Origin of the sequence: Mycobacterium sp. IEC1808 (assembly GCF_002101935.1) — a bacterium.
Lineage (GTDB): Bacteria > Actinomycetota > Actinomycetes > Mycobacteriales > Mycobacteriaceae > Mycobacterium.
The window spans coordinates 93,085-111,650 of the sequence record NZ_LQPV01000031.1 but is presented as its reverse complement, the minus strand read 5'-3'; the positions used below and the strand labels follow the sequence as shown (position 1 = coordinate 111,650).

Sequence of the window (18,566 nt, the reverse complement as noted above, 5' to 3'; positions counted from 1 at the left end):
CCTTGCGCTACTGTAGTCGATTGACTACAGTAGCGCAATACGGTGCCATCTGAGGCATCACAGGAGGATTCGATGGATACGTTTGTCAATGCGGCCGCCAAGATGGTCGCCGCGGGCGTGCTGGCTTTCGCGGGTTTGATGACGGTCGGCGTCGGTGTCGGCTACGCGGACACCATCCAGACCGAGGGCAGCTATCCGACCCGGGAGGCCTGCCAGGACGCCGGCCCGGGCGTGAAGGCCTCGACGCCGGGGAACTGGAACAACTTCTGGTGCGTCCCGGACCATACGGCCGCCGGCCAGTGGCGCTTGGTGCTGAGCAACTGACGTCACGCGGCCATTCTCAGGGATCGCCCGGGCGGCTCGTCGTGCTGACCGGGCCGCCCGGAGCTGGGAAGACGACCGTCGCCGCGCTCCTCGTCCAGCGCCACCCCCTTGCCGTGCACTTGCACGCCGACGACTTTTGGCACTTCATCCGTAGCGGTGCCATCCCGCCGTATCTTCCGGAGGCACACGGGCAAAACACCGTTGTCATCACGGCGCTTGCGCGCGCGGCAGCCGAGTATGCCGCCGGGGGTTACCACGTAATCGTGGACGGCATCGTCGGCCCCTGGTTCATCGAACGCTTTTGCGCCGCCTTGGATCCCGCGCTCGCCCAAATCCACTACGTGGTCCTGCGCCCGGACGAGTCCACCACCTTGCAGCGCGCGGTAAACCGCGGTCCTGATGCGCTAACCGCCTCCGAACCGATCCGGAGCATGTATCGCCAATTCACCGACCTCGAACGCTACGAGCGCCACGTCATCGACACGACCGACCTCGATCCGACGACGACCGCCGATCGTATCGAGCAGGCTTTGGATACAAGACAATTCATCGTCGGCACTACGAATACCGATAGAAGCCCTCACCGGTCTTGAGGCCGAGCTTGCCGGCGTCGACATAGGACTGCAGCAACTCGCGCACGTGCTTCGGTAGGTGCGGAAACTCTTGGGCGTAATGGTTTTCGATGTCGAGCACCACGTCGAGCCCCACCAGGTCCATCATCTGGAACGGCCCGGCGGGCACGCCCCAGTTGACCCGAAACATCCCGTCGACGTCCTCCGGCCGGGCGACGCCCTCGGCGACCACGGCCAGCGACTCGCGCTTGATGGCCGCCCAGATCCGGTTGAAGATGAAGCCGGTGGACTCCTTGCGCGCCTCGAAGGGGAAGACGCCGAATTCCGGCAGCACGGCCAGCAGCGTGTCGAGGAGCCCGCGGTCGGTCTGACCGTCGGACATCAGGTCGACCGCGTTGACCTCCGGTGGCATGTAGAAGTGCACGTTGCACAACCGGGTTTTGTCGCGGACGCCGGCGGCCATCAGGCGCGAGGGGTACGACGAGGAATTGGTGCCGAAGATGGTGTCGGGGGGGGCCGCTTGATCAATCTGGTCCCATGTCGCGATTTTGATCTCGAGCTTCTCCGGGACGGATTCGATGACGAGCCAGGCGTCGGCCAATGCCTCCTCGAGCGATCCCGCGCCGGCCGCGCTGCCCACTTCGCCGAAGCCCCGGTCGGCCACTACCTTCGGCACCGTCTCGGTCACGTATTGCACGGCGGCGGCGCGCTGTTCGGCGCGGGGCGCGAAGATCCGAACGGTGCCGCCGCGGGTGGCGAACATCAGCGCGATGCGCCGGCCCAATGTTCCGGCTCCGATCACCGCGACCGGGCGGTGCTGGATGTCCTCGAACGTGTACGTGTACGAACCACTCACACGAACACACTAAGCCGCGCTCGCACGCGAAGCTCCGTCGCCGAAACACAAACGATGCGCCGAGGATTGTCGCGCGAAGACAGCCGATTACTACAGCACGATCCCGGCGGCGTTGCCCAGGATGATCTGCTGGCCGCCGGGCGGCAGGTAGCCGCCGGTCGGCCCGTAGACGCCGTAGATCGGGTCGGTGGGGCCGGCCCCGGCGTAGATGTCGTTGATCCAGCCGGTGGCCAGGGTGTACACGGCCGCGGTGTTTCCGGGCGGGGAGAACCGGGTGATCAGCTGGGCGGCGAAGTCGACAAGGGGATGTCCGCCGATCATCGAATCGACGTGCGAGCCGTTGACGAGCTCGACGCCGACGAACTGCCCCGGATACAGGCTGATCAGTTGGTTGGTGGTGGCGCCGAACGCGTTCCACGGCTGGGGCGGCGCGGCCACCACGTAGTCGGGAATGTGCAACGCCTGCAGGTTGGCCACCGACGTGGCGAAGGCCGAGGAATCCATCGCGACGCCGTCGAACATGATCACGCCGAGGAGGTGATTGTTGGCGGTGTTGGTCCCGAGGTCGGCGATGTAGTCGCCGGCGGCGATGGTGGCGAGGCCCCCGCCGGCCGAGTGTCCGGTGAGGATGAAGTCCGCCGGCAGCGTGCCCTGATAACCGGCGTGGTTGGCGCTGATGTTCAGCGCCGTCTCGCTGCCGAGGAACAGCGAGGCGACGCCCTGCTGCAGCTGCGGGCCGCCCAACCAGGCGCCGAACGGCAACGGCAGCGACGGCACGGTGGGCACCACCACGATGCTGTCGGTTTGCTGGGCCAGCTGCATGGCCAGCGGGTCGTAGAACCACCCGATCGCCCCGAAGCCGTGCTGCAGGTAGATGACGCCGTTGGCGTGCACGGAGCCGTCGGCCTGGGTCGGGAAGTACCAGTGCGCCGGGGCGGGCAGGCTGAGCTGACCAAGCGGAATTCCGAAGATCGAGGCTTCACCAAGCGGAATCTGCAGGAAGGAGAACCCCGTCTTGACCCCGGTCACCCCGTTGGTGGTCGGCGCGGTGGTCACCGCCCCGCCGGTGGGCGTCGTGGCGAGCAGCGACTCGGTTTGACCGGTGCCGGTGGCGCTGGCGAACAGCGGGTGCCCGAGCAGCCGTTCGATGGGCGACAGGACTCCCAGGCTCTCCACCTGTTGCTCCAGCGCCTGCAGCGGCGGCACGTTCGCGGCCTCGGCCGCCGCATACGCGGCGCCGGCCGCGCTCAACGCCCGCACGAACTGGGTCTGCAATGCCATCGTCCGCGCGGTCAACGTCTGAAACTCTTTGGCGCAGCTGCCGAAAACGTTCGCGACGGCCGCCGACACCTCGTCGCCGGCCGCGGCGACGATCCCCGTCGTCGGCGGCGCCGCCCCGGCGGCGGCCCCCTTGACCGCCTCCACGATCCCGGTCAGGTCCTGCGACGCGTCGACGAGGGCCACGGGCGCTGCGATCACGTACGACATCGGTGGCTCCCATCTCCTGCGGCGCGCCAGGCTCAGGACTGCAGCAGATGGTAGCGAGGTCGCGCGCTACAGGAGCTTCATTTGCTCCGACTGCTCTTCGACCGGATCCAGCAGCTGCGGCCCGTTGTTGCGCACGCTGTTGACCAGCGTCGACACCTCGCGCATGCGGATGTCCCGCACGTCGGGTGGTCGGGTGAGCAGCTCCTCGTCGATGGGGGCGTCCGGGTCCAGCCAGCGGTCCCAGTCGCGTTCGGGCAGCGCCAGCGGCATGCGGTCGTGGATCTCGGCGAGTTCGCCCGGCGCGTCGGTGGTGATGATCGTGCAGCTCAGCAGCGGCGAGCCGTCTTTGGCCGGTTTCCAAACCGACCACAACCCCGCCATGAACAGCGGCTCGCCGTCTTCGCGGAACATGAAGAACGGCGTCTTGGCCGACTTCTTGCCGGTGCCGTCGGAGTTGACGCGCCACTCGTAGTAGCCGTCCATCGGGATCAGGCAACGCTTCGACTTGGCGCTCGAGCGAAAGGCGGGCGAGCTGGTCACCTTGTCGGCGCGGGCGTTGATCAGCAGCGGGCCCTTGCTCTCCGGCGCCCCGTCGGGGCCGGCCTTAGCCCACGGCGGGATCAGGCCCCAGCGCATCAGCCGGACCCGCCGCGTGGGGTCGTCGTCGGGCTCGGTGTGCCGGGTGACGACGGTCGCGATGGTCGCGGTCGGGGCCACGTTGTAGTTGGGCTCGCCCGCGCGTTCAGACGCCCCGGTCGCCTCGTCGATCGCCTTGATCTTCTCGGCCAGCTTGGCCGGATCGGTCGTCACGGCAAAACGTCCGCACATAACACCCATGGTGCCCGGTACGGCAGGATGAAGCACGTGAGCTCGTGGACGGCCCCCCAGGCGACCGCACCGGTGCGCGCGACCGTCACGGTTCCGGGCTCGAAGTCGCAGACCAACCGGGCGCTGGTGCTGGCGGGACTGGCGGCCGCGCAGGGGCAGGGCACCTCGACGATCACGGGCGCGCTGCGCAGCCGCGACACCGACCTGATGATCGGGGCGCTGCGCACGCTGGGCCTGCGCGTCGACGGGCCCGGCTCCGAGCTGACGGTGAGCGGTGCGATCGCCCCGGTGCCCGGCGCCACGGTGGATTGCGGCCTGGCGGGCACGGTCCTGCGCTTCGTTCCGCCGCTCGCGGCGCTGGCCGATTCGGTCGTCGAGTTCGACGGCGACGAGCAGGCCCGCGCCCGGCCCATCGCGCCGCTGCTCGACGCCCTGCGGGGCCTGGGCGTGAAGATCGACGGGAACGGTCTGCCCTTCCGGGTCCACGGCGGCGGGTCCGTCGCGGGCGGCACCGTGGCCATCGACGCCTCAGCGTCCTCGCAGTTCGTTTCGGGCCTGCTGTTGTCCGCGGCGTCGTTCACCGACGGCCTGACCGTCCAGCACACCGGGGCGGCGGTGCCGTCCGCCCCGCACATCGCGATGACGATCGTGATGCTGCGCCAGGCCGGGGTCGACGTCGACGACTCCGTCGCCAACCGCTGGCGGGTAGCCGCAGGCGCGGTCGCGGCCCGGCACTGGGAAGTGGAACCCGACCTGACCAACGCCGTCCCGTTCCTGGCGGCGGCCGTGGTGAGCGGCGGAACGGTGCGCATCACCGGCTGGCCGTCGACCAGCGTGCAACCCGCCGGCGACATCCTGAGTGTCCTGGGCAAGATGAATGCCGTTGTGACGCAAACAGATTCGTTTCTCGAGGTGAGCGGGTCGGCCGATTACGCCGGCTTTGACGTCGACCTGCGCGCGGTCGGGGAGCTGACGCCGTCGGTGGCGGCGCTGGCCGCCCTGGCCACCCCGGGATCGGTGTCACGCCTGTCCGGCATCGCCCATCTGCGCGGCCACGAGACCGACCGGCTGGCCGCGCTGAGCGCCGAGATCAACCGCCTGGGCGGCGACTGCGCCGAGACGCCCGACGGTCTGGTGATCACCGCGAAACCGCTGCACGCCGGGACCTGGCGCGCCTACGCCGACCACCGGATGGCGATGGCCGGCGCGATCGTCGGGCTGCGCGTCACCGGGGTGGAGGTGGACGACATCGGCTCGACCGGCAAGACGCTGCCGGAGTTCCCACAGCTGTGGGCGCGCATGTTGGAGCCCGGTGACGATGCGGGCCGCAACGGGGGCCCGAGGAGGAGGCGGGCAATCGAGCCGGAGCCCGGCGGTTGAGGCCCGGCGACTACGACGAGTCCGACGTCAAGGTCCGCTCCGGCAGGGGCTCGCGACCGCGAACGAAGACCCGTCCGGAGCACGCCGACGCCGAGGCCGCGATGGTGGTCAGCGTCGACCGCGGACGCTGGGGGTGCGTGCTGGGGGGCCGGCCCGATCGCCGGGTCACGGCCATGCGGGCGCGCGAGCTGGGCCGCACCCCGATCGTCGTCGGCGACGACGTCGACCTGGTCGGCGACCTGTCCGGGCGAACCGACACCCTGGCCCGCATCGTGCGGCGCGGCGAGCGGCGAACGGTGTTGCGGCGCACCGCCGATGACACCGATCCCACCGAACGCGTGGTGGTCGCCAACGCCGACCAGCTGCTGATCGTCGTCGCGCTCGCCGACCCGCCGCCGCGCACCGGGCTGGTCGACCGGGCGCTGATCGCTGCCTACGCCGGCGGTCTCACGCCGATCCTGTGCCTGACCAAGACCGACCTCGCGCCGCCGGGGCCGTTCGCCGAGCAGTTCGTGGACCTGGACCTGACGGTGGTCGCCGCCGGCGTCGACGATCCGCTCCTGGCGGTGGCCGGCCTGATCGCCGGGAAGATCACCGTGCTGCTCGGGCATTCCGGCGTCGGCAAGTCGACGCTGGTGAATCGCCTTGTGCCGGAAGCGGATCGGGCCGTCGGAGAGGTCACCGAGATCGGCAGGGGCCGGCACACGTCCACCCAGTCGGTCGCCCTGCCGCTGGAAGGCTCCGGGTGGGTGATCGACACGCCGGGGATCCGCTCCTTCGGCCTGGCCCACATCCGGCCAGACGACGTGCTGGACGCGTTTTCGGATCTGGCCGAGGCGATCGACGACTGCCCACGGGGCTGCGGGCACATGGGGCCGCCGGCCGACCCGGAATGCGCACTGGACACCCTGTCCGGGCCGGCGCTGCGCCGCGTGGCCGCGGCCCGCCGGCTGCTCGCGGTGCTCAGGGAGACCTGACGGCCTATCGAGCGCGCGTGTTTGTACGGCGACACGCCGCGAAAGCCGCACGCTTGCGGACCCTCGCTGCTCGCGATGCTCAACCAGACTTAGCCAGCCGCATGCCGAGCTCGCCCGGCGGCACCAGATGCCCCTCGGCGCAGCGGATTTCGACGCTCACCTCGGCGCCGCAGCCCACGTGCGTGAGCCGCAGCCGGTGACGGCCCGGCAGATGACGCCGGCCCCACTCGAACATCGCCCAGACCACGGGCATGAAATCGACGCCGGCCTGGGTCAGCACGTACTCTTCTCGGGCGCGCTGCCCGGGCTCGCGGTAGGGCCGCCGCTCCAGTAGGCCGAGTTCGACGAGTTCGGCAAGCCGCGCCGACGTGGCCGCCTTGGTGATGCCGACCCGGCGGGCGAAGTCGTCGAAGCGGGTGGTGCCGTAATACGCCTCGCGCATGATCAGCATCGCGGACTTGGTGCCGACCACGGCCATGGTCTTCTCGATCGCGCATTCACCGACCGGCGACCACTTCTCGCGGTCCGCCAGAGCGCCTTGAAGGAATGTCATGTAGATCACCTCCCGGTCTGGGTTGATTTTAGTGTACCCAGATGTTTACCTGGGTACAGCTAGCAATACCTAGCTATTAGGCCTCAAGGAGGAGCCATGGTTCAAGGTCGCGACGCCGTCATCGTCGGTGCCGTACGCACCCCGATCGGCAAGGGCAAGGCCAGCGGCGCGCTGCACGACGTGCTGCCCGCCGACCTGCTGGCACACAGCCTGCGCGAACTGGTAGCCCGCACGGGCGTCGACCCGGAGCGCATCGACGACGTCATCGCCGGCGCCGTCACGCAGGTCGGCGACCAGGCCGTCAACATCGCGCGCAACGCGCTGCTGGGCGCGGGATTCCCTGAGTCGGTTCCCGGCGTCACCATCGACCGGCAATGCGGCAGTAGCCAGCAGGCGATCAGTTTCGCCGCGCAGGGCGTGCTCGCCGGCGCCTACGACCTCGTCGTCGCGGGTGGCGTCGAGTCGATGAGCCGCGTCCCGATGGGTAGCTCGGTGCTGCCCGGCAGCAACCCGTTCGGTCACGACATGGCGCAGCGCTACCCCGACGGGCTTGTCCCGCAGGGCATCAGCGCCGAGCTGATCGCCGCGAAGTGGGGCTTCTCGCGCACCCAGCTCGACGAGTTCTCCGCCGGCAGCCACGACAAGGCCGCCCGCGCCACCAAGGACGGGCTGTTCGACAACGAGCTGATCCCGATCGCGGGGTTGGCCACCGACGAGATCATCCGGCCCGGCACCACGGTCGAGACGCTGGCCGCGCTGCAGCCGGCGTTCTACAGCGACGCGATGAACGAGCGCTTCCCGCAGATCAAGTGGGAGATCACGCCCGGCAACTCGTCGCCGCTGTCCGACGGCAGCGCCGCAGTGCTGATCACCACGAGCGAGGTCGCCAAGCAACTCGGGCTGCGTCCGCTGGCGCGCATCCACACCACCACCGTGGTGGGCTCCGACCCGCTGTACATGCTGACCGGGGTCATCCCGGCCACCGAGAAGGTGCTGCGTCGCGCCGGGCTGACGCTGGCCGACATCGACCTGTTCGAGGTGAACGAGGCGTTCGCGCCCGTCGTCCTCGCCTGGGCGCACGACACGGGGGCCGACCTGGCCAAGACCAACGTCAACGGCGGCGCCATCGCGATCGGCCACCCGCTGGGCGCCAGCGGCGCGCGCATCATGACCACGCTGGTCAACGCGCTCGAGCAGCGCGGCGGACGGTACGGGCTGCAGACGATGTGCGAGGGCGGCGGCATGGCCAACGCCACCATCATCGAGCGGCTAGGCTAGGCCGGTGACCGAGGCCCGGTTCGACGGCGTGCGCGTGCGGTACGACAGCTCCAAGAGCTACGACGAGGTGCTCGCCGCGCTGCTGGCCGACATCGGTGACAAGTCGGTGCCGGTCAACGACATCGCGACCACGTCCGGCGAGTGGGATTCCTTCCGGGAGCGGATCGAATCCCACGTCGGCCCAAGCGGATTCATGCTTTTCGGTTTGTTCGACCATGGGGCGTGGATCACCAAGACCGGCATCGACCGCAGAGTGCTGCGCGTGATCCTCGGCAACCCGCTGATCGCCATCACGATGCTGCGCCACGACGTGAGCGCCGGGTTGTTCGCCCCGGTCGAGCTGCTCCTGACCGACGAAGGCGAGGGAAGCAGCCTGACCTACGTCAAGCCGTCATCGCTGATGGTCGTCGAACCCAACGCCGAATTACTGAGCGCGGCAGAAGAACTCGACGCCAAGCTGGCGGCACTGGCCGAGAAGGTGACCCAATAGACGTTGAATTTGCCCGAGTTCAGCGAGTGAACATGCCGCGGACATAGGGCAGCGTCGTCGACAAGTAGTACTGCAGGCCCGTCTGTAGGTCACGTTCCCATTGGCGATAGACCGCCTCGGGAAATTCAGCGATCCAGAAGGTGTCCGGTATCGCATCAGGCTCGTCCGATACGGGACCGAGCTTGACTTCGGCGGTGATGACGCCCTCGCCTTCTTCGCGAGACATCCGCGCGAGAATGCGGCCGTTACCGTCGACGATCTGAGCCTCGCCCAGGTAACGAGACGGGTAGCTCTCGGCCGAATCGGGCCAAGACCGCCCCACAAATCGTCCCGCGTGCGCGGCGTGAACCACCGGCACCCCAAGCATTTTCGCGAATCGGCTCGGCGCGGCTTTCATAACTTCAAGGCCGAACTCGGCCGAAGGGCCGTCTGCCGGTCCGGTGTCCTTTCCGCCCCACCATCCCGAACCGCCGACCACGATGTCCACTTTTCCCTTTAACCGCGCGGCCGTCCTGGATCGGATGAACTCCCAACACAGCGCCGCGCCTATGTTGCCTTGCGGGGTGGAGAGCACTCCGTCGTCGTTTCCTCCGACGTAGTAGCAATTCTCCCAGAACGTCGGGTCGTCCTTGTCATGTCGGTGGGTGCGTCCGTCCGGCAGCGCCAGCACAAAGGTGTTATAGACGTGGCCTTCGCGCCATGCCAGAAACGAGCCGCCGACAACGGCATTGCCTTCGCGCGCCAAGTCCAAGAGCAGCCGGGCCGGAGGTCCGTCGATCGCCCGAGTCGTCGACGCCATATCGGGGGAGAACGCATTGCCGGACGCAAACAGCTCGGGCAGGATGACCAACTTTGCGCCGCGTTCGAAAGCCACCCGCACGAGGCGTCGCGCCATCGCCAGGTTGACGTCGACATTCCCCAATTCGGCGAGCATCTGAATCGCCGCGACACGAATCGTCGGCTTGGGGACGGTGGCGGCCTCGTCCTTCGCCATCGCCCGGATATTACTCGTGCTGCATGCTCCCGACCAGGGTAAGGGCTTGCCGGACGGCCCTGCATGGCAGGAACGCTTGGTCCAGCCGCGAAACCGAGTCGAGCTTCCTTGCGCCCCTTACGGTGTGCCTTGCCAATGTTTGGCAAGCGGGCTACCGGAATACTTTTCGAGCATCAGACGGGAGAAGGACAGCAACGCACTGCGAGGCCGGTGGTTCACGACGACTTGCCGCGTCTGTCCCGCCGCGTTGAAGGTGACCCAGACGATAACGTTGGTGCGCACGCCGCGGATCTCCGTCGTGTAGTCCTCGACGAAGCCATAATCGCCAACGGGCCCGGCGAAGTTGAACTCCTGGTTGTCGTACACCTCGCGCGCCGTCACCACGATTGAGCGAACGTCTTCCGCGCCGTGCGCAGCGCCGTCCATTGCCGCGGCTTCCAAGGTGACGTCCTCGGCGAGGTTGTCCAGCCATACCGGGTAATAGGGCTTGCCCATGTAGGTCACGGTGCGTCTCCCTCGAAACCCGGTCAGCCGGAAGGCCGCTAACGGCCTGGGGAATCAGTCGAACTTGCTGGAGTACTGCGGGCAGTAAACGCCGGTCGCCGCACCCATGATCTTGGCCAGCGAGGTGTCCTGCAACTGCGGGAGCCCCTGTTTCGCATCGGCGAAGGTCTGCTCGAAGGTGAACCCGTGAGACCAGTCCGTGCAAACGGCGTGCCCGATCTGGACCATCGTCTGGTCCCCGCTGCTCGGCCAGGTGATTCCCTTGTCCTTCAGCGTTTGCAGGTAGGCGTCATCCATTGAGTCGGCGCTCGCGATCGCGGCGGTCAAGATTACGACACCGCCCAGGACGGCAGCGAGCGGGGCGGTCAATCGTGCGGCCTTCTTCATTCGTCGACTCCTCGGTGTGGCCCCCCTGGTGCCTACGCGGCAGCAAATAGATTATCTGCATCCCGCCGGCTGGCAAATCGGGGCGGTGCACCGCGCCGAAGTGATCTGCGATGACCTTGAATGTGCGTGTTCAGCTCGGTTGGGCCAGACCACAAACCCGGTACACCGCACCCAGCCCTTGTGGCGTGCCAGGCCAATGTTTTTGCAGCATCTGCGGGCCGGCGGTACGCACGACGATGCGCAGCATGACCGCGACGACAACGGCGTCGTCAAGGAACCCGATGACTGGGATGAAATCCGGTATCAGATCGATGGGCGAGATCAGATACCCCAGCAACAGCATCAGCTCGACGCGGACCATCCGCGGCACCGCGCCGTCGGTGGCCACGCGCTTGAACAGCCGCAGTAGGTCGGGCAGCAACCGGATCATGTCGCCGACGCCGAGGTCGTCGGGTTTGGTCAGCCAGATTGCGGCAATAAGGACGAACCAGGCCAGCACGATGCCGCTGAGGACACCGATCAGAATCGACCACACCGCCGAACCCCAGAAGCCTCTAGCGCTTTGCCGAGCGTCCCGCGCGTGATCTTGCTGCCGTGCGTGGCCGCCTCGATGGCCGGGAGCCGGTGCGCCCTTTGGCTCCGGAGCGCGACGCGACGCGCCGCGTCGGCCCGCCATCGGAGCGATGCGTCAGATAGTGCACACCCAAAAGCGTTCCGCCGACTGGCAATAACAGCGGCCACTCCACCAGACCAGCCGCTCCGACGGCGGCCACCGTGAGTGCCGCCGCGGGAATGGACCGACTGCCGGTGCTCAGGCCACTTTGGACACCGCCGACCACACCCTGGACACCACCGACCACTCCATTGACGGCCGCACCACCAATTGCGCCGGCCGCGGCAACGCTGGCGTCAACAGTGCGACTGGCCGCGCGCAGCGTGCCCCTCAAGACGTCCATCTCTGCTCCTTTGTACTTTCAATTCAGCAGCCCCCCAACGGGATTCGCTACTGGTATGGAGCTGAATCGCCTACCGGCCCGATGTCGACCTCGCCAGTTCTTCCCCCGCGCGGCGCTCGACTAGCAGTGGAACGAAATTGCGCAGAGTGCACTGGTCAAACCGCCCATAGGTGTGTTCGACGACCGCCGCAACGTGAGTGTGCGGAAGTTGCGCGTACTTCTGGGCAAGACGACGCTGAACCGCCTCGATCTGTGCCCGCTCTTCTTGAGGCACGCCAGCAACCCCATACACCGAAGAAGCTTAACCTAGTGGTCGCCGCAAATAAACGCGGTGTTCACCAAGCCCGGCGGCTCGTTTTCGGTTGCCGCCAAAGGGCAGCGCAGAGTTGCGGCCGCGCACCGGGAAAAAGCCCGCAGGTGCGGAAGCCGCAGCGTGCCGCACCTGGCTGCGGGTCATTTTCCGAATTTTTATCGCCATAAGCTGCCAGGCAGCGAGTGGCGCGGGGGAAGATCACTCGGTGGATAGGTGGCAGGTTGCACAGGCTGTCGAGTTCGTCCGAGCCTTGCGCGTCCAGCTGGGCGAGATGACGAGCCAGCTATCTTGGGTAGAACGCCAGGATCTCACGGCCACCAACGCCCGATCGTGCGCACTCCGGGCGGAAGCGGCCACGTTGCGCCGAGACATCAAAGAGGCACAATCGATCGTCGATCGACTCGAACGGCGCTACCTCGAGCGGCATGTCGCCCCCAGGATTGCGCGGGCCGCGCCAAGGCCCGTTCCGCGTTAAGAGCGCAGCCGCAGATTTCCAACAAAGGTTCTGCCTCAGAGCCAGCCGGTGCGGGCGGCGGCAACCGGCTCGGCGGGGGCGGGGGCCAGCGTCCCGTCCCGCACGCCGTCGAGCATCCGTTTCACCGCGGCGACGATCTCCGGGGCCGCCGCGACGAGCCCCGCCAGATCGGCCTCGCTGACCTCGTCCAGGGCGACGCCCGCCCGCTCCAGCACAGTGGCCGGGTCGGCCAGCTGGCCGGCCAGCCAGGCCACCGGGTCGGCCGACAGCTCGGGGACGAAGTGCCGGCGACCCGGCTCCCAGCCGTCGAAACGGGGGTGGTGATGGGCCCGATCCAGCGTCCCGGGCGGGCTCTCGGTGGACCCAAAAAGGTCCACCCGCCAAACCGGGCGGGCAAAGGCGATCGGGACGCCGGCGTAGATCGATCCCTGCGGCTCGGCCTTGTCGACGAGCCGCAGTTCCACCCGCACTCCCCGTTCCGGGGTTTCCTGACCGGCTAGCGGACTCGGGTCGACGAAATACATGTCGCCGACGACGACACCCAGGTTTTCAAACCCGAACGCTGCGAACATTCCTCGAGCGTAGACCTAAGCCGGTGGCCCGCGCCGAACGTGAAGCCAGCGCGAAATCTCGCAACCAGTTCACGCTCGGCGCAGGCGGAGAGCTACGCGGCCTCGCGGTACCCCTGCTTCGCCTGCTTCTTCGCGCGCCGCCAATCCCGCACGGTGGCGATGGCGGTCTTCAGGCCGCGCCGGCGTCCGGTCGCCGGATCGGTGCCGGCGAAACCGGGCTCCAGTTCGGCGAACATCCGCTCGCTGCGCGTCTCCGGCGCGTTGTCGGCGTCGTCGCGCAGGTACTTGTTCGGCAGCGACAGCTTGGCCAGCGTGCGCCACGTCTTGGCGTACTGCACCAGGAAAGAGCCCGTGGTGTAAGGCAAGTCGTACTTGTCGCACAGCGCGCGCACCCGCACCGAGATCTCGTGCAGCCGATTGCTCGGCAGATCGGGATACAGGTGGTGCTCGATCTGGTGGCACAGGTTGCCGCTCATGAACCGCAGCGCGGGGCCGGCCTCGAAGTTGGCGCTGCCCAGCATCTGGCGCAGGTACCACTGGCCCTTGGTCTCGCCGATCATGTCGGTCTTGGTGAATTTCTCTGCGCCATCGGGGAAGTGGCCGCAGAAGATCACGGCGTTCGCCCAGACGTTGCGGATGATGTTGGCGACCGCGTTGGCCGTCAGCGTGGACCGATAGGTCGCGCCGGGCGACAGCGCGGTCAGCGCCGGGAACGCGACGTAATCCTTGACGACCTGCCGGCCGGCCTTGGCGAGAAACTCGTCGATGCGTTGCCGGGCGTCATCGTTGTCCATCCGCTTCTTGACGATCTTGCCCAATTCCACGTGCTGCAGGCCGACGCCCCATTCGAAGAGCAGCGCCAGCATGGTGTTGTAGAACAGGTTCAAGACGTTGAAGCGCTTCCAGCGCTGATCCCGGGTGACGCGCAGCAAGCCGTAGCCGACGTCGTCGTCCATCCCGAGGATGTTGGTGTACTTGTGGTGCACGAAGTTGTGTGTGTAGCGCCAGTGCTTGGACGACCCGCTCATGTCCCACTCCCACGTCGAGGAGTGGATCTCCGGGTCGTTCATCCAGTCCCACTGGCCGTGCATGACGTTGTGGCCGATCTCCATGTTCTCGACGATCTTGGCCACGCCCAAGGTCACGGTGCCGGCCCACCACGCCGAGCGGCGCGAACTGGCGGCCAGCAGCACGCGGCCGGCCACCTCCAGCGCGCGCTGCGCGGCGATGGTGCGACGGATGTAGCGGGCGTCGCGCGCCCCTCGAGAGTCTTCGATGTCCTGGCGGATGGCATCCAGCTCAACGGCCAGGCTTTCGATGTCAGCGTCCGTCAGATGGGCGAATACGTCGACGTCTGTGATTGCCACTCGTCGTCATCTCCCTGCGGTCGTCTCGTCGGTGCAATACCTACGCTATCGTAACCTACGAATCCGTAGGTTACCTGTGAGTAGCCTTTAGATGTCGACCACGCAATCGCCGGAGGCGGCCGACACACAGGTCTGGATCCGGGTTCCGGGTTCGTGCTCGGCCCCGGTTCGCAGATCGCGGACGTGCCCATCCACCAGGCTAACCACGCAGGACTGGCAGATGCCCATCCGGCAGCCGAAGGGCATCTGCACGCCGGCGCCTTCGCCGGCATCCATCAACGGCGTCGCCGCGTCGGCCGCGACGGAGCGCCCGGTGCGCGCGAACGTGACCGTCCCGCCGGCCCCGGCGGGCGCGGCCTTCGACACGGCGAACCGCTCCAGGTGCAGCCGGTCGCCGACGCCCGCCGACGACCACACCTTCTGCGCCTGGTTGAGCATGCCCTCCGGCCCGCACGCCCAGGTCTGGCGCTCGCGCCAGTCCGCGACCTGTTGATCCAGGGCGGCCAGGTCGAGCCGGCCCTGCTTGCGGGTCTCTCGCACCTGCAAGCGGTAGCCCGGCTGGTTGGCGGCCAGCGCGGCCAGCTCGGCGCGGAACATCACGTCGGATTCGGTGGGCGCCGAATGCAAATGCGTGACGTCGCCAATCTGGTTGCGGCGCACCAACGTTCGCAGCATCGACATCACCGGAGTTATCCCCGAACCGGCGGTCAGGAACAGGATCGACGACGGCGCCGGGTCCGGAAGGACGAAGTTGCCCTGGGGTGCGGCCAGCCGCACGATGGTCCCGGGCTCGACGCCGGCCACCAGGTGGGTGGACAGGAAACCCTCGGGCATCGCCTTGACGGTGATGGTCACCGTGCGGGGCGAGCCGCTGGTCTCGGCCGGGCTCGAGGTCAGCGAATACGACCGCCACCGCCAGCGCCCGTCGACGAGCAACCCGATCCCTATGTACTGGCCGGGCTGATAGTCGAAGCTGAATCCCCAGCCCGGTTTGATCACCAGGGTCGCGGAATCCTCGGTCTCGCGGCGGACCTCGAGGACGCGGCCCCGCAGTTCCCGCGCGGACCACAGCGGGTTGGCCAGATGCAGGTAGTCATCGGGCAACAGCGGCGTCGTGATCCGCGCCGCGAGCTTGCGTAGCGCGTGCCAGCCGGGGTGCCGCTCGGCGCCGGCCACAACGGGTCGCTTGGTGTCGACGACGTTGCCCCTGATCGATGGGTTACGTCTGCCCAGCGGAAGCTCCTGCTCACTAGCCGGCGTCTGGCTTACGCCCAACATTGTCGCCGATTCTGTGCGCTCCACGAAACCTACGGTAGCGTAACCTACGGTGTCGTAGCTAGTCGGAATCCGTCACATTCGGCGCGTCAGAGCAGGTCAAGCAGGAACGGCAACTCCTGGTTCGCATACCAGGCCAGGTCGTGGTCCAGCGCGTCGCCGACGATCAGCTCGGCGTCCTCGTCGCCCAGGTCGGCGGCGTCGATGATCTCGATGGCCCGGATGACGTCCGGCTCGGCGGCGGCGTTGTCGACGTAGGCGGCGACGACCTGGTCGAGCGTGACCGGGGCGCCGAGGCGCACGACGGCGTCGTCGAGATCGGGACGGAACTTGGCCTCCTCAACCTCGGCGGCCAACACCGCGCGCCGGGGCGGCAGGCCGGTGTCGGCCCCGGCCGCGAGCAGTCGCAGCGACCCCAGCGCCGCCTCGCGCAGCGCCACGTCGGCGAGCTCGTCGTCGTCGCCCTCGGCGTAGGCCTCACGCAACGTCGGCGTCACCGCGAACGCGGTGCCGTTGACCGGCCAGAGGGACCCCTCGGCGACGAGCCGCCGCAACATCTCCAGCGTGGCCGGGATGTAGACCTGAATCATCAGCCCCCGACCAACGTGGCCGCGTAGTCGTCGACGTAGTTCGACAGCTCGCGCGGCGGGCGCTGGTAGTTCTCGGCCACCACCGGCTCCTTGGGCAGCTTGACCTTGGGCCGGCCCACGTCGTAGTACTCGATGGTGGACAGCAGGTGAGCCATCATGTTCAGCCGCGCGTGCTTCTTGATGTCGGATTCCACTATGTACCAAGGGCTTACCGGGGTGTCGGTGTGGACCATCATCTCGTCCTTGGCGCGCGAATAGTCCTCCCACCGATACAGCGATTCCATGTCCATTGGGCTGAGTTTCCATTGGCGGACAGGGTCATTCAGTCGCGCCCTAAACCGGTGCAGCTGTTCGGCCTCGGACACGGAGAACCAGTACTTGCGCAACAGGATCCCGTCGTCGATCAGCATCTGCTCGAAGATGGGCGTCTGGCGCAAGAAGAGCACATACTCCTGCGGCGTGCAGAACCCCATGACCCGTTCCACGCCGGCGCGGTTGTACCACGACCGGTCGAAGAGCACGATTTCGCCCCTGGCGGGCAGGTGCGCGATGTAGCGCTGGTAGTACCACTGGCCCCGCTCCCGGTCGCTCGGCGCGGGTAGTGCCGCGATCCGCGCGACGCGCGGGTTCAGGTATTCGGTGATGCGTTTGATCGTTCCGCCCTTGCCGGCCCCGTCCCGGCCCTCGAAAATGATCACTATGCGCGCGCCGACGTGGCGCGCCCACTCCTGCAACTTCACGAATTCCGTTTGCAGCCGGTATATTTCGTTTCGGTAGACATCATCGGAGATTTTGCGCACGGACGCGGTGCTCGATTTCTTCCCGCTCGCCTTCGCCGATGCCCCGTCATTTATCGCGGTGCTCACAATTACGAATCATAGAACCACGCACCGATTTTCACCCCGACTAATCAGCGGGAAGCTTCGAGTAATTCCTCGAGGGATTGGGCCAACAGCCCCGGCAGCAAGTCGACGTCGCTCATCGCCTCGCGGTCGGCGTTGATCCCGAAATACAACATGCCGTTGTAGGACGTCACGCTGATCGCCAGCGCCTGATTGTGCAGCAGCGGTGGGACGGCGTAGGTCTCCAGCAGCTTGGCGCCGGCGATGTACATCTGCGACTGGGCGCCCGGGGCGTTGGTGATCAAGAGGTTGAACGTCCGCTTGGAAAAGCTCGGGAAGCCGGTCGCGACTCGGATGCCCATGGCGTGCAGCGTCGGTGGCGCGAAACCCGACAGGGTCACGATGGTCCGGGCATCCACCAGGCTGCCGGCGGTCGGGTTGGACTCGGTGGCGTGGGCGATCTGCGACAGCCGCACCACCGGGTTGGCCTCCCCCACCGGCAGATCCACCAGGAACGGCGTCACCTGACTGATCGTCTGGCCCGGGCCGGTCGAGTCGAGGTCGTCGTCGGCGTAGATGGACAGCGGCGCCATCGCGCGGATCGTCGCGGTCGGAGACACCGCCACGCCGCGGGACAACAGCCAGTTGCCCAGCGCGCCGGCCACGACGGCGAGCACCACGTCGTTGATGTCGCAGTCGTAGCGCGCGCGCACGGCGCGGTAGTCCTCGAGGTTGCCGCGGGCGACGGTGAACCTGCGGTGCCGCGAAACGGTCGCGTTCAGCGGGCTGCTGGGCGCGGTGCCCCGCGCCACGGCTCGCGCGATGTCGACGGCGCGGCGGCCCGCTTCGAGCAGCTCGTCATAGTTCGTGACCAGTCCGGCCACCGCGGACCCGACGGCCTGCAGCTGCGCACCCGGCCTCGCGATCCAGTCGCCGATCGCGCCCAAGGCCAACCGCGTGTTACCGGGGTCGCGTTCCGGTATCCAGATGTCTTCGGGGAACGGCGGCGGGCGGCGCGTCCGGTCGGCGATCACGTGGCCGATCTCCACCGCCGTCATACCGTTGATCAGCGCCTGATGCGACTTCGTGTACAGCGCAATCCGGTTCTTGGACAGGCCCTCGACCAGGTACATCTCCCACAGCGGCCGCGACTTGTCCAGCGGCCGCGCGGCCAGTCGCGCGATCAGCTCGTGCAGCTGCTCGTCACTGCCCGGGGACGGGAGCGCCGACCGCCGCACGTGATAGGTGATGTCGAAGTCGTTGTCGTCCAGCCACACCGGCCTGGCCGTGCCGATCCGCACCTCCCGGACCTTCTGCCGGTACCGCGGTATCTGGGCCAGTCGCTGTTCGATGGTGGCCAGCAGCGTCTCGTAGCTCAACCCCGCGCGCGGACGCTGCAGGATGGACAGCGATCCCACATACATGGGGGTGGCGGTGTTCTCCAGCCGATAGAAGGACGCGTCCGTGGGGGACAACCGGGTCACCATTACGGCGCGTCCCTCCTGGTCAACTCGTCCTCGGTTCCTTGGGTGAACGGATGTACCC

The 18,566-nt window shown here is 67.5% G+C and carries 20 protein-coding genes; 6 read left to right on the top strand and 14 right to left on the bottom strand.

The window, feature by feature from the left end; all coding sequences use genetic code 11:
• Nucleotides 1-72 precede the first annotated feature (72 nt).
• Together AWB92_RS18670 and AWB92_RS18665 are read left to right on the top strand one after the other, a co-directional pair.
• On the top strand, nucleotides 73-324 hold the full coding sequence (locus tag AWB92_RS18670) for a hypothetical protein (RefSeq protein WP_085188282.1): 252 nt from the start codon (nucleotides 73-75) through the stop codon (nucleotides 322-324).
• Complete coding sequence (locus AWB92_RS18665) at nucleotides 300-917, top strand: AAA family ATPase (RefSeq protein ID WP_241523512.1); 618 nt, start codon at nucleotides 300-302, stop codon at nucleotides 915-917. The genes AWB92_RS18670 and AWB92_RS18665 overlap by 25 nt, the downstream gene beginning before the upstream one ends.
• Here the strand turns inward: AWB92_RS18665 and AWB92_RS18660 are convergent.
• The 3 genes from AWB92_RS18660 to AWB92_RS18650 all read right to left on the bottom strand — a co-directional run bounded on the left by AWB92_RS18660 (nucleotide 883) and on the right by AWB92_RS18650 (nucleotide 4,068).
• Nucleotides 883-1,752, bottom strand: coding sequence for a 3-hydroxyacyl-CoA dehydrogenase family protein (locus AWB92_RS18660; RefSeq protein ID WP_085188280.1), 870 nt, complete (start codon nucleotides 1,750-1,752; stop codon nucleotides 883-885). The genes AWB92_RS18665 and AWB92_RS18660 overlap by 35 nt on opposite strands.
• A gap of 90 nt (nucleotides 1,753-1,842) precedes the next feature.
• Nucleotides 1,843-3,240, bottom strand: coding sequence for a PE domain-containing protein (locus AWB92_RS18655; protein WP_085188277.1), 1,398 nt, complete (start codon nucleotides 3,238-3,240; stop codon nucleotides 1,843-1,845).
• 66 nt (nucleotides 3,241-3,306) lie between these two features.
• Nucleotides 3,307-4,068, bottom strand: coding sequence for an SOS response-associated peptidase (locus AWB92_RS18650; protein ID WP_085188275.1), 762 nt, complete (start codon nucleotides 4,066-4,068; stop codon nucleotides 3,307-3,309).
• 36 nt (nucleotides 4,069-4,104) lie between these two features.
• On the opposite strand from AWB92_RS18650, the gene aroA reads away from it, so the two are divergent.
• A complete protein-coding gene (gene aroA / locus AWB92_RS18645; RefSeq protein ID WP_085188332.1) occupies nucleotides 4,105-5,448 on the top strand; it encodes a 3-phosphoshikimate 1-carboxyvinyltransferase in 1,344 nt (447 codons plus the stop codon).
• On the top strand, nucleotides 5,445-6,425 hold the full coding sequence (gene rsgA / locus AWB92_RS18640; RefSeq protein ID WP_085188273.1) for a ribosome small subunit-dependent GTPase A: 981 nt from the start codon (nucleotides 5,445-5,447) through the stop codon (nucleotides 6,423-6,425). The genes aroA and rsgA overlap by 4 nt, the downstream gene beginning before the upstream one ends.
• A gap of 79 nt (nucleotides 6,426-6,504) precedes the next feature.
• On the opposite strand, the gene AWB92_RS18635 is transcribed toward rsgA, so the two are convergent.
• Complete coding sequence (locus AWB92_RS18635; RefSeq protein WP_068182008.1) at nucleotides 6,505-6,978, bottom strand: helix-turn-helix domain-containing protein; 474 nt, start codon at nucleotides 6,976-6,978, stop codon at nucleotides 6,505-6,507.
• Between the two features lie 96 nt (nucleotides 6,979-7,074).
• Here AWB92_RS18635 and AWB92_RS18630 point away from each other — a divergent pair, with 96 nt between their 5' ends.
• A complete protein-coding gene (locus AWB92_RS18630; RefSeq protein ID WP_085188271.1) occupies nucleotides 7,075-8,256 on the top strand; it encodes a thiolase family protein in 1,182 nt (393 codons plus the stop codon).
• A 4-nt stretch (nucleotides 8,257-8,260) separates the two neighbouring features.
• Entirely contained in the window at nucleotides 8,261-8,746 is a 486-nt protein-coding gene (locus AWB92_RS18625) for a DUF302 domain-containing protein (protein WP_085188269.1), read from the top strand.
• A gap of 19 nt (nucleotides 8,747-8,765) precedes the next feature.
• On the opposite strand, the gene AWB92_RS18620 is transcribed toward AWB92_RS18625, so the two are convergent.
• The 10 genes from AWB92_RS18620 to AWB92_RS18565 form a co-directional block, all read right to left on the bottom strand.
• Nucleotides 8,766-9,740 (bottom strand): carbon-nitrogen hydrolase family protein, encoded by a 975-nt coding sequence (locus AWB92_RS18620; protein ID WP_085188267.1) that lies wholly within the window; start codon nucleotides 9,738-9,740, stop codon nucleotides 8,766-8,768.
• A 117-nt stretch (nucleotides 9,741-9,857) separates the two neighbouring features.
• Complete coding sequence (locus tag AWB92_RS18615; RefSeq protein WP_085188265.1) at nucleotides 9,858-10,244, bottom strand: hypothetical protein; 387 nt, start codon at nucleotides 10,242-10,244, stop codon at nucleotides 9,858-9,860.
• 54 nt (nucleotides 10,245-10,298) lie between these two features.
• Nucleotides 10,299-10,631, bottom strand: a complete 333-nt coding sequence (locus AWB92_RS18610; RefSeq protein ID WP_085188263.1) for a DUF732 domain-containing protein — start codon at nucleotides 10,629-10,631, stop codon at nucleotides 10,299-10,301.
• Nucleotides 10,632-10,761: 130 nt separating this feature from the next.
• Complete coding sequence (locus tag AWB92_RS18605; RefSeq protein ID WP_085188261.1) at nucleotides 10,762-11,166, bottom strand: YkvA family protein; 405 nt, start codon at nucleotides 11,164-11,166, stop codon at nucleotides 10,762-10,764.
• 1,244 nt (nucleotides 11,167-12,410) lie between these two features.
• Nucleotides 12,411-12,947, bottom strand: coding sequence for a hypothetical protein (locus AWB92_RS18590; RefSeq protein ID WP_085188254.1), 537 nt, complete (start codon nucleotides 12,945-12,947; stop codon nucleotides 12,411-12,413).
• A gap of 92 nt (nucleotides 12,948-13,039) precedes the next feature.
• Nucleotides 13,040-14,314 carry a fatty acid desaturase gene (locus AWB92_RS18585; RefSeq protein WP_085188252.1) on the bottom strand — a complete coding sequence of 425 codons (1,275 nt, stop codon included), beginning with the start codon at nucleotides 14,312-14,314 and terminating at the stop codon, nucleotides 13,040-13,042.
• Between the two features lie 87 nt (nucleotides 14,315-14,401).
• Nucleotides 14,402-15,547, bottom strand: coding sequence for a ferredoxin reductase (locus tag AWB92_RS18580; protein ID WP_142282167.1), 1,146 nt, complete (start codon nucleotides 15,545-15,547; stop codon nucleotides 14,402-14,404).
• Between the two features lie 131 nt (nucleotides 15,548-15,678).
• Nucleotides 15,679-16,179: a hypothetical protein gene (locus AWB92_RS18575; protein ID WP_085188248.1), complete on the bottom strand. Its 501-nt coding sequence runs from the start codon at nucleotides 16,177-16,179 to the stop codon at nucleotides 15,679-15,681.
• On the bottom strand, nucleotides 16,179-17,045 hold the full coding sequence (gene ppk2, locus AWB92_RS18570) for a polyphosphate kinase 2 (protein ID WP_085188246.1): 867 nt from the start codon (nucleotides 17,043-17,045) through the stop codon (nucleotides 16,179-16,181). The genes AWB92_RS18575 and ppk2 overlap by 1 nt, the downstream gene beginning before the upstream one ends.
• A gap of 44 nt (nucleotides 17,046-17,089) precedes the next feature.
• The gene (locus AWB92_RS18565; RefSeq protein WP_085188244.1) at nucleotides 17,090-18,508 is read right to left on the bottom strand and encodes a wax ester/triacylglycerol synthase family O-acyltransferase; all 1,419 of its coding nucleotides are present in this window, start codon (nucleotides 18,506-18,508) and stop codon (nucleotides 17,090-17,092) included.
• Nucleotides 18,509-18,566: the final 58 nt, after the last annotated feature.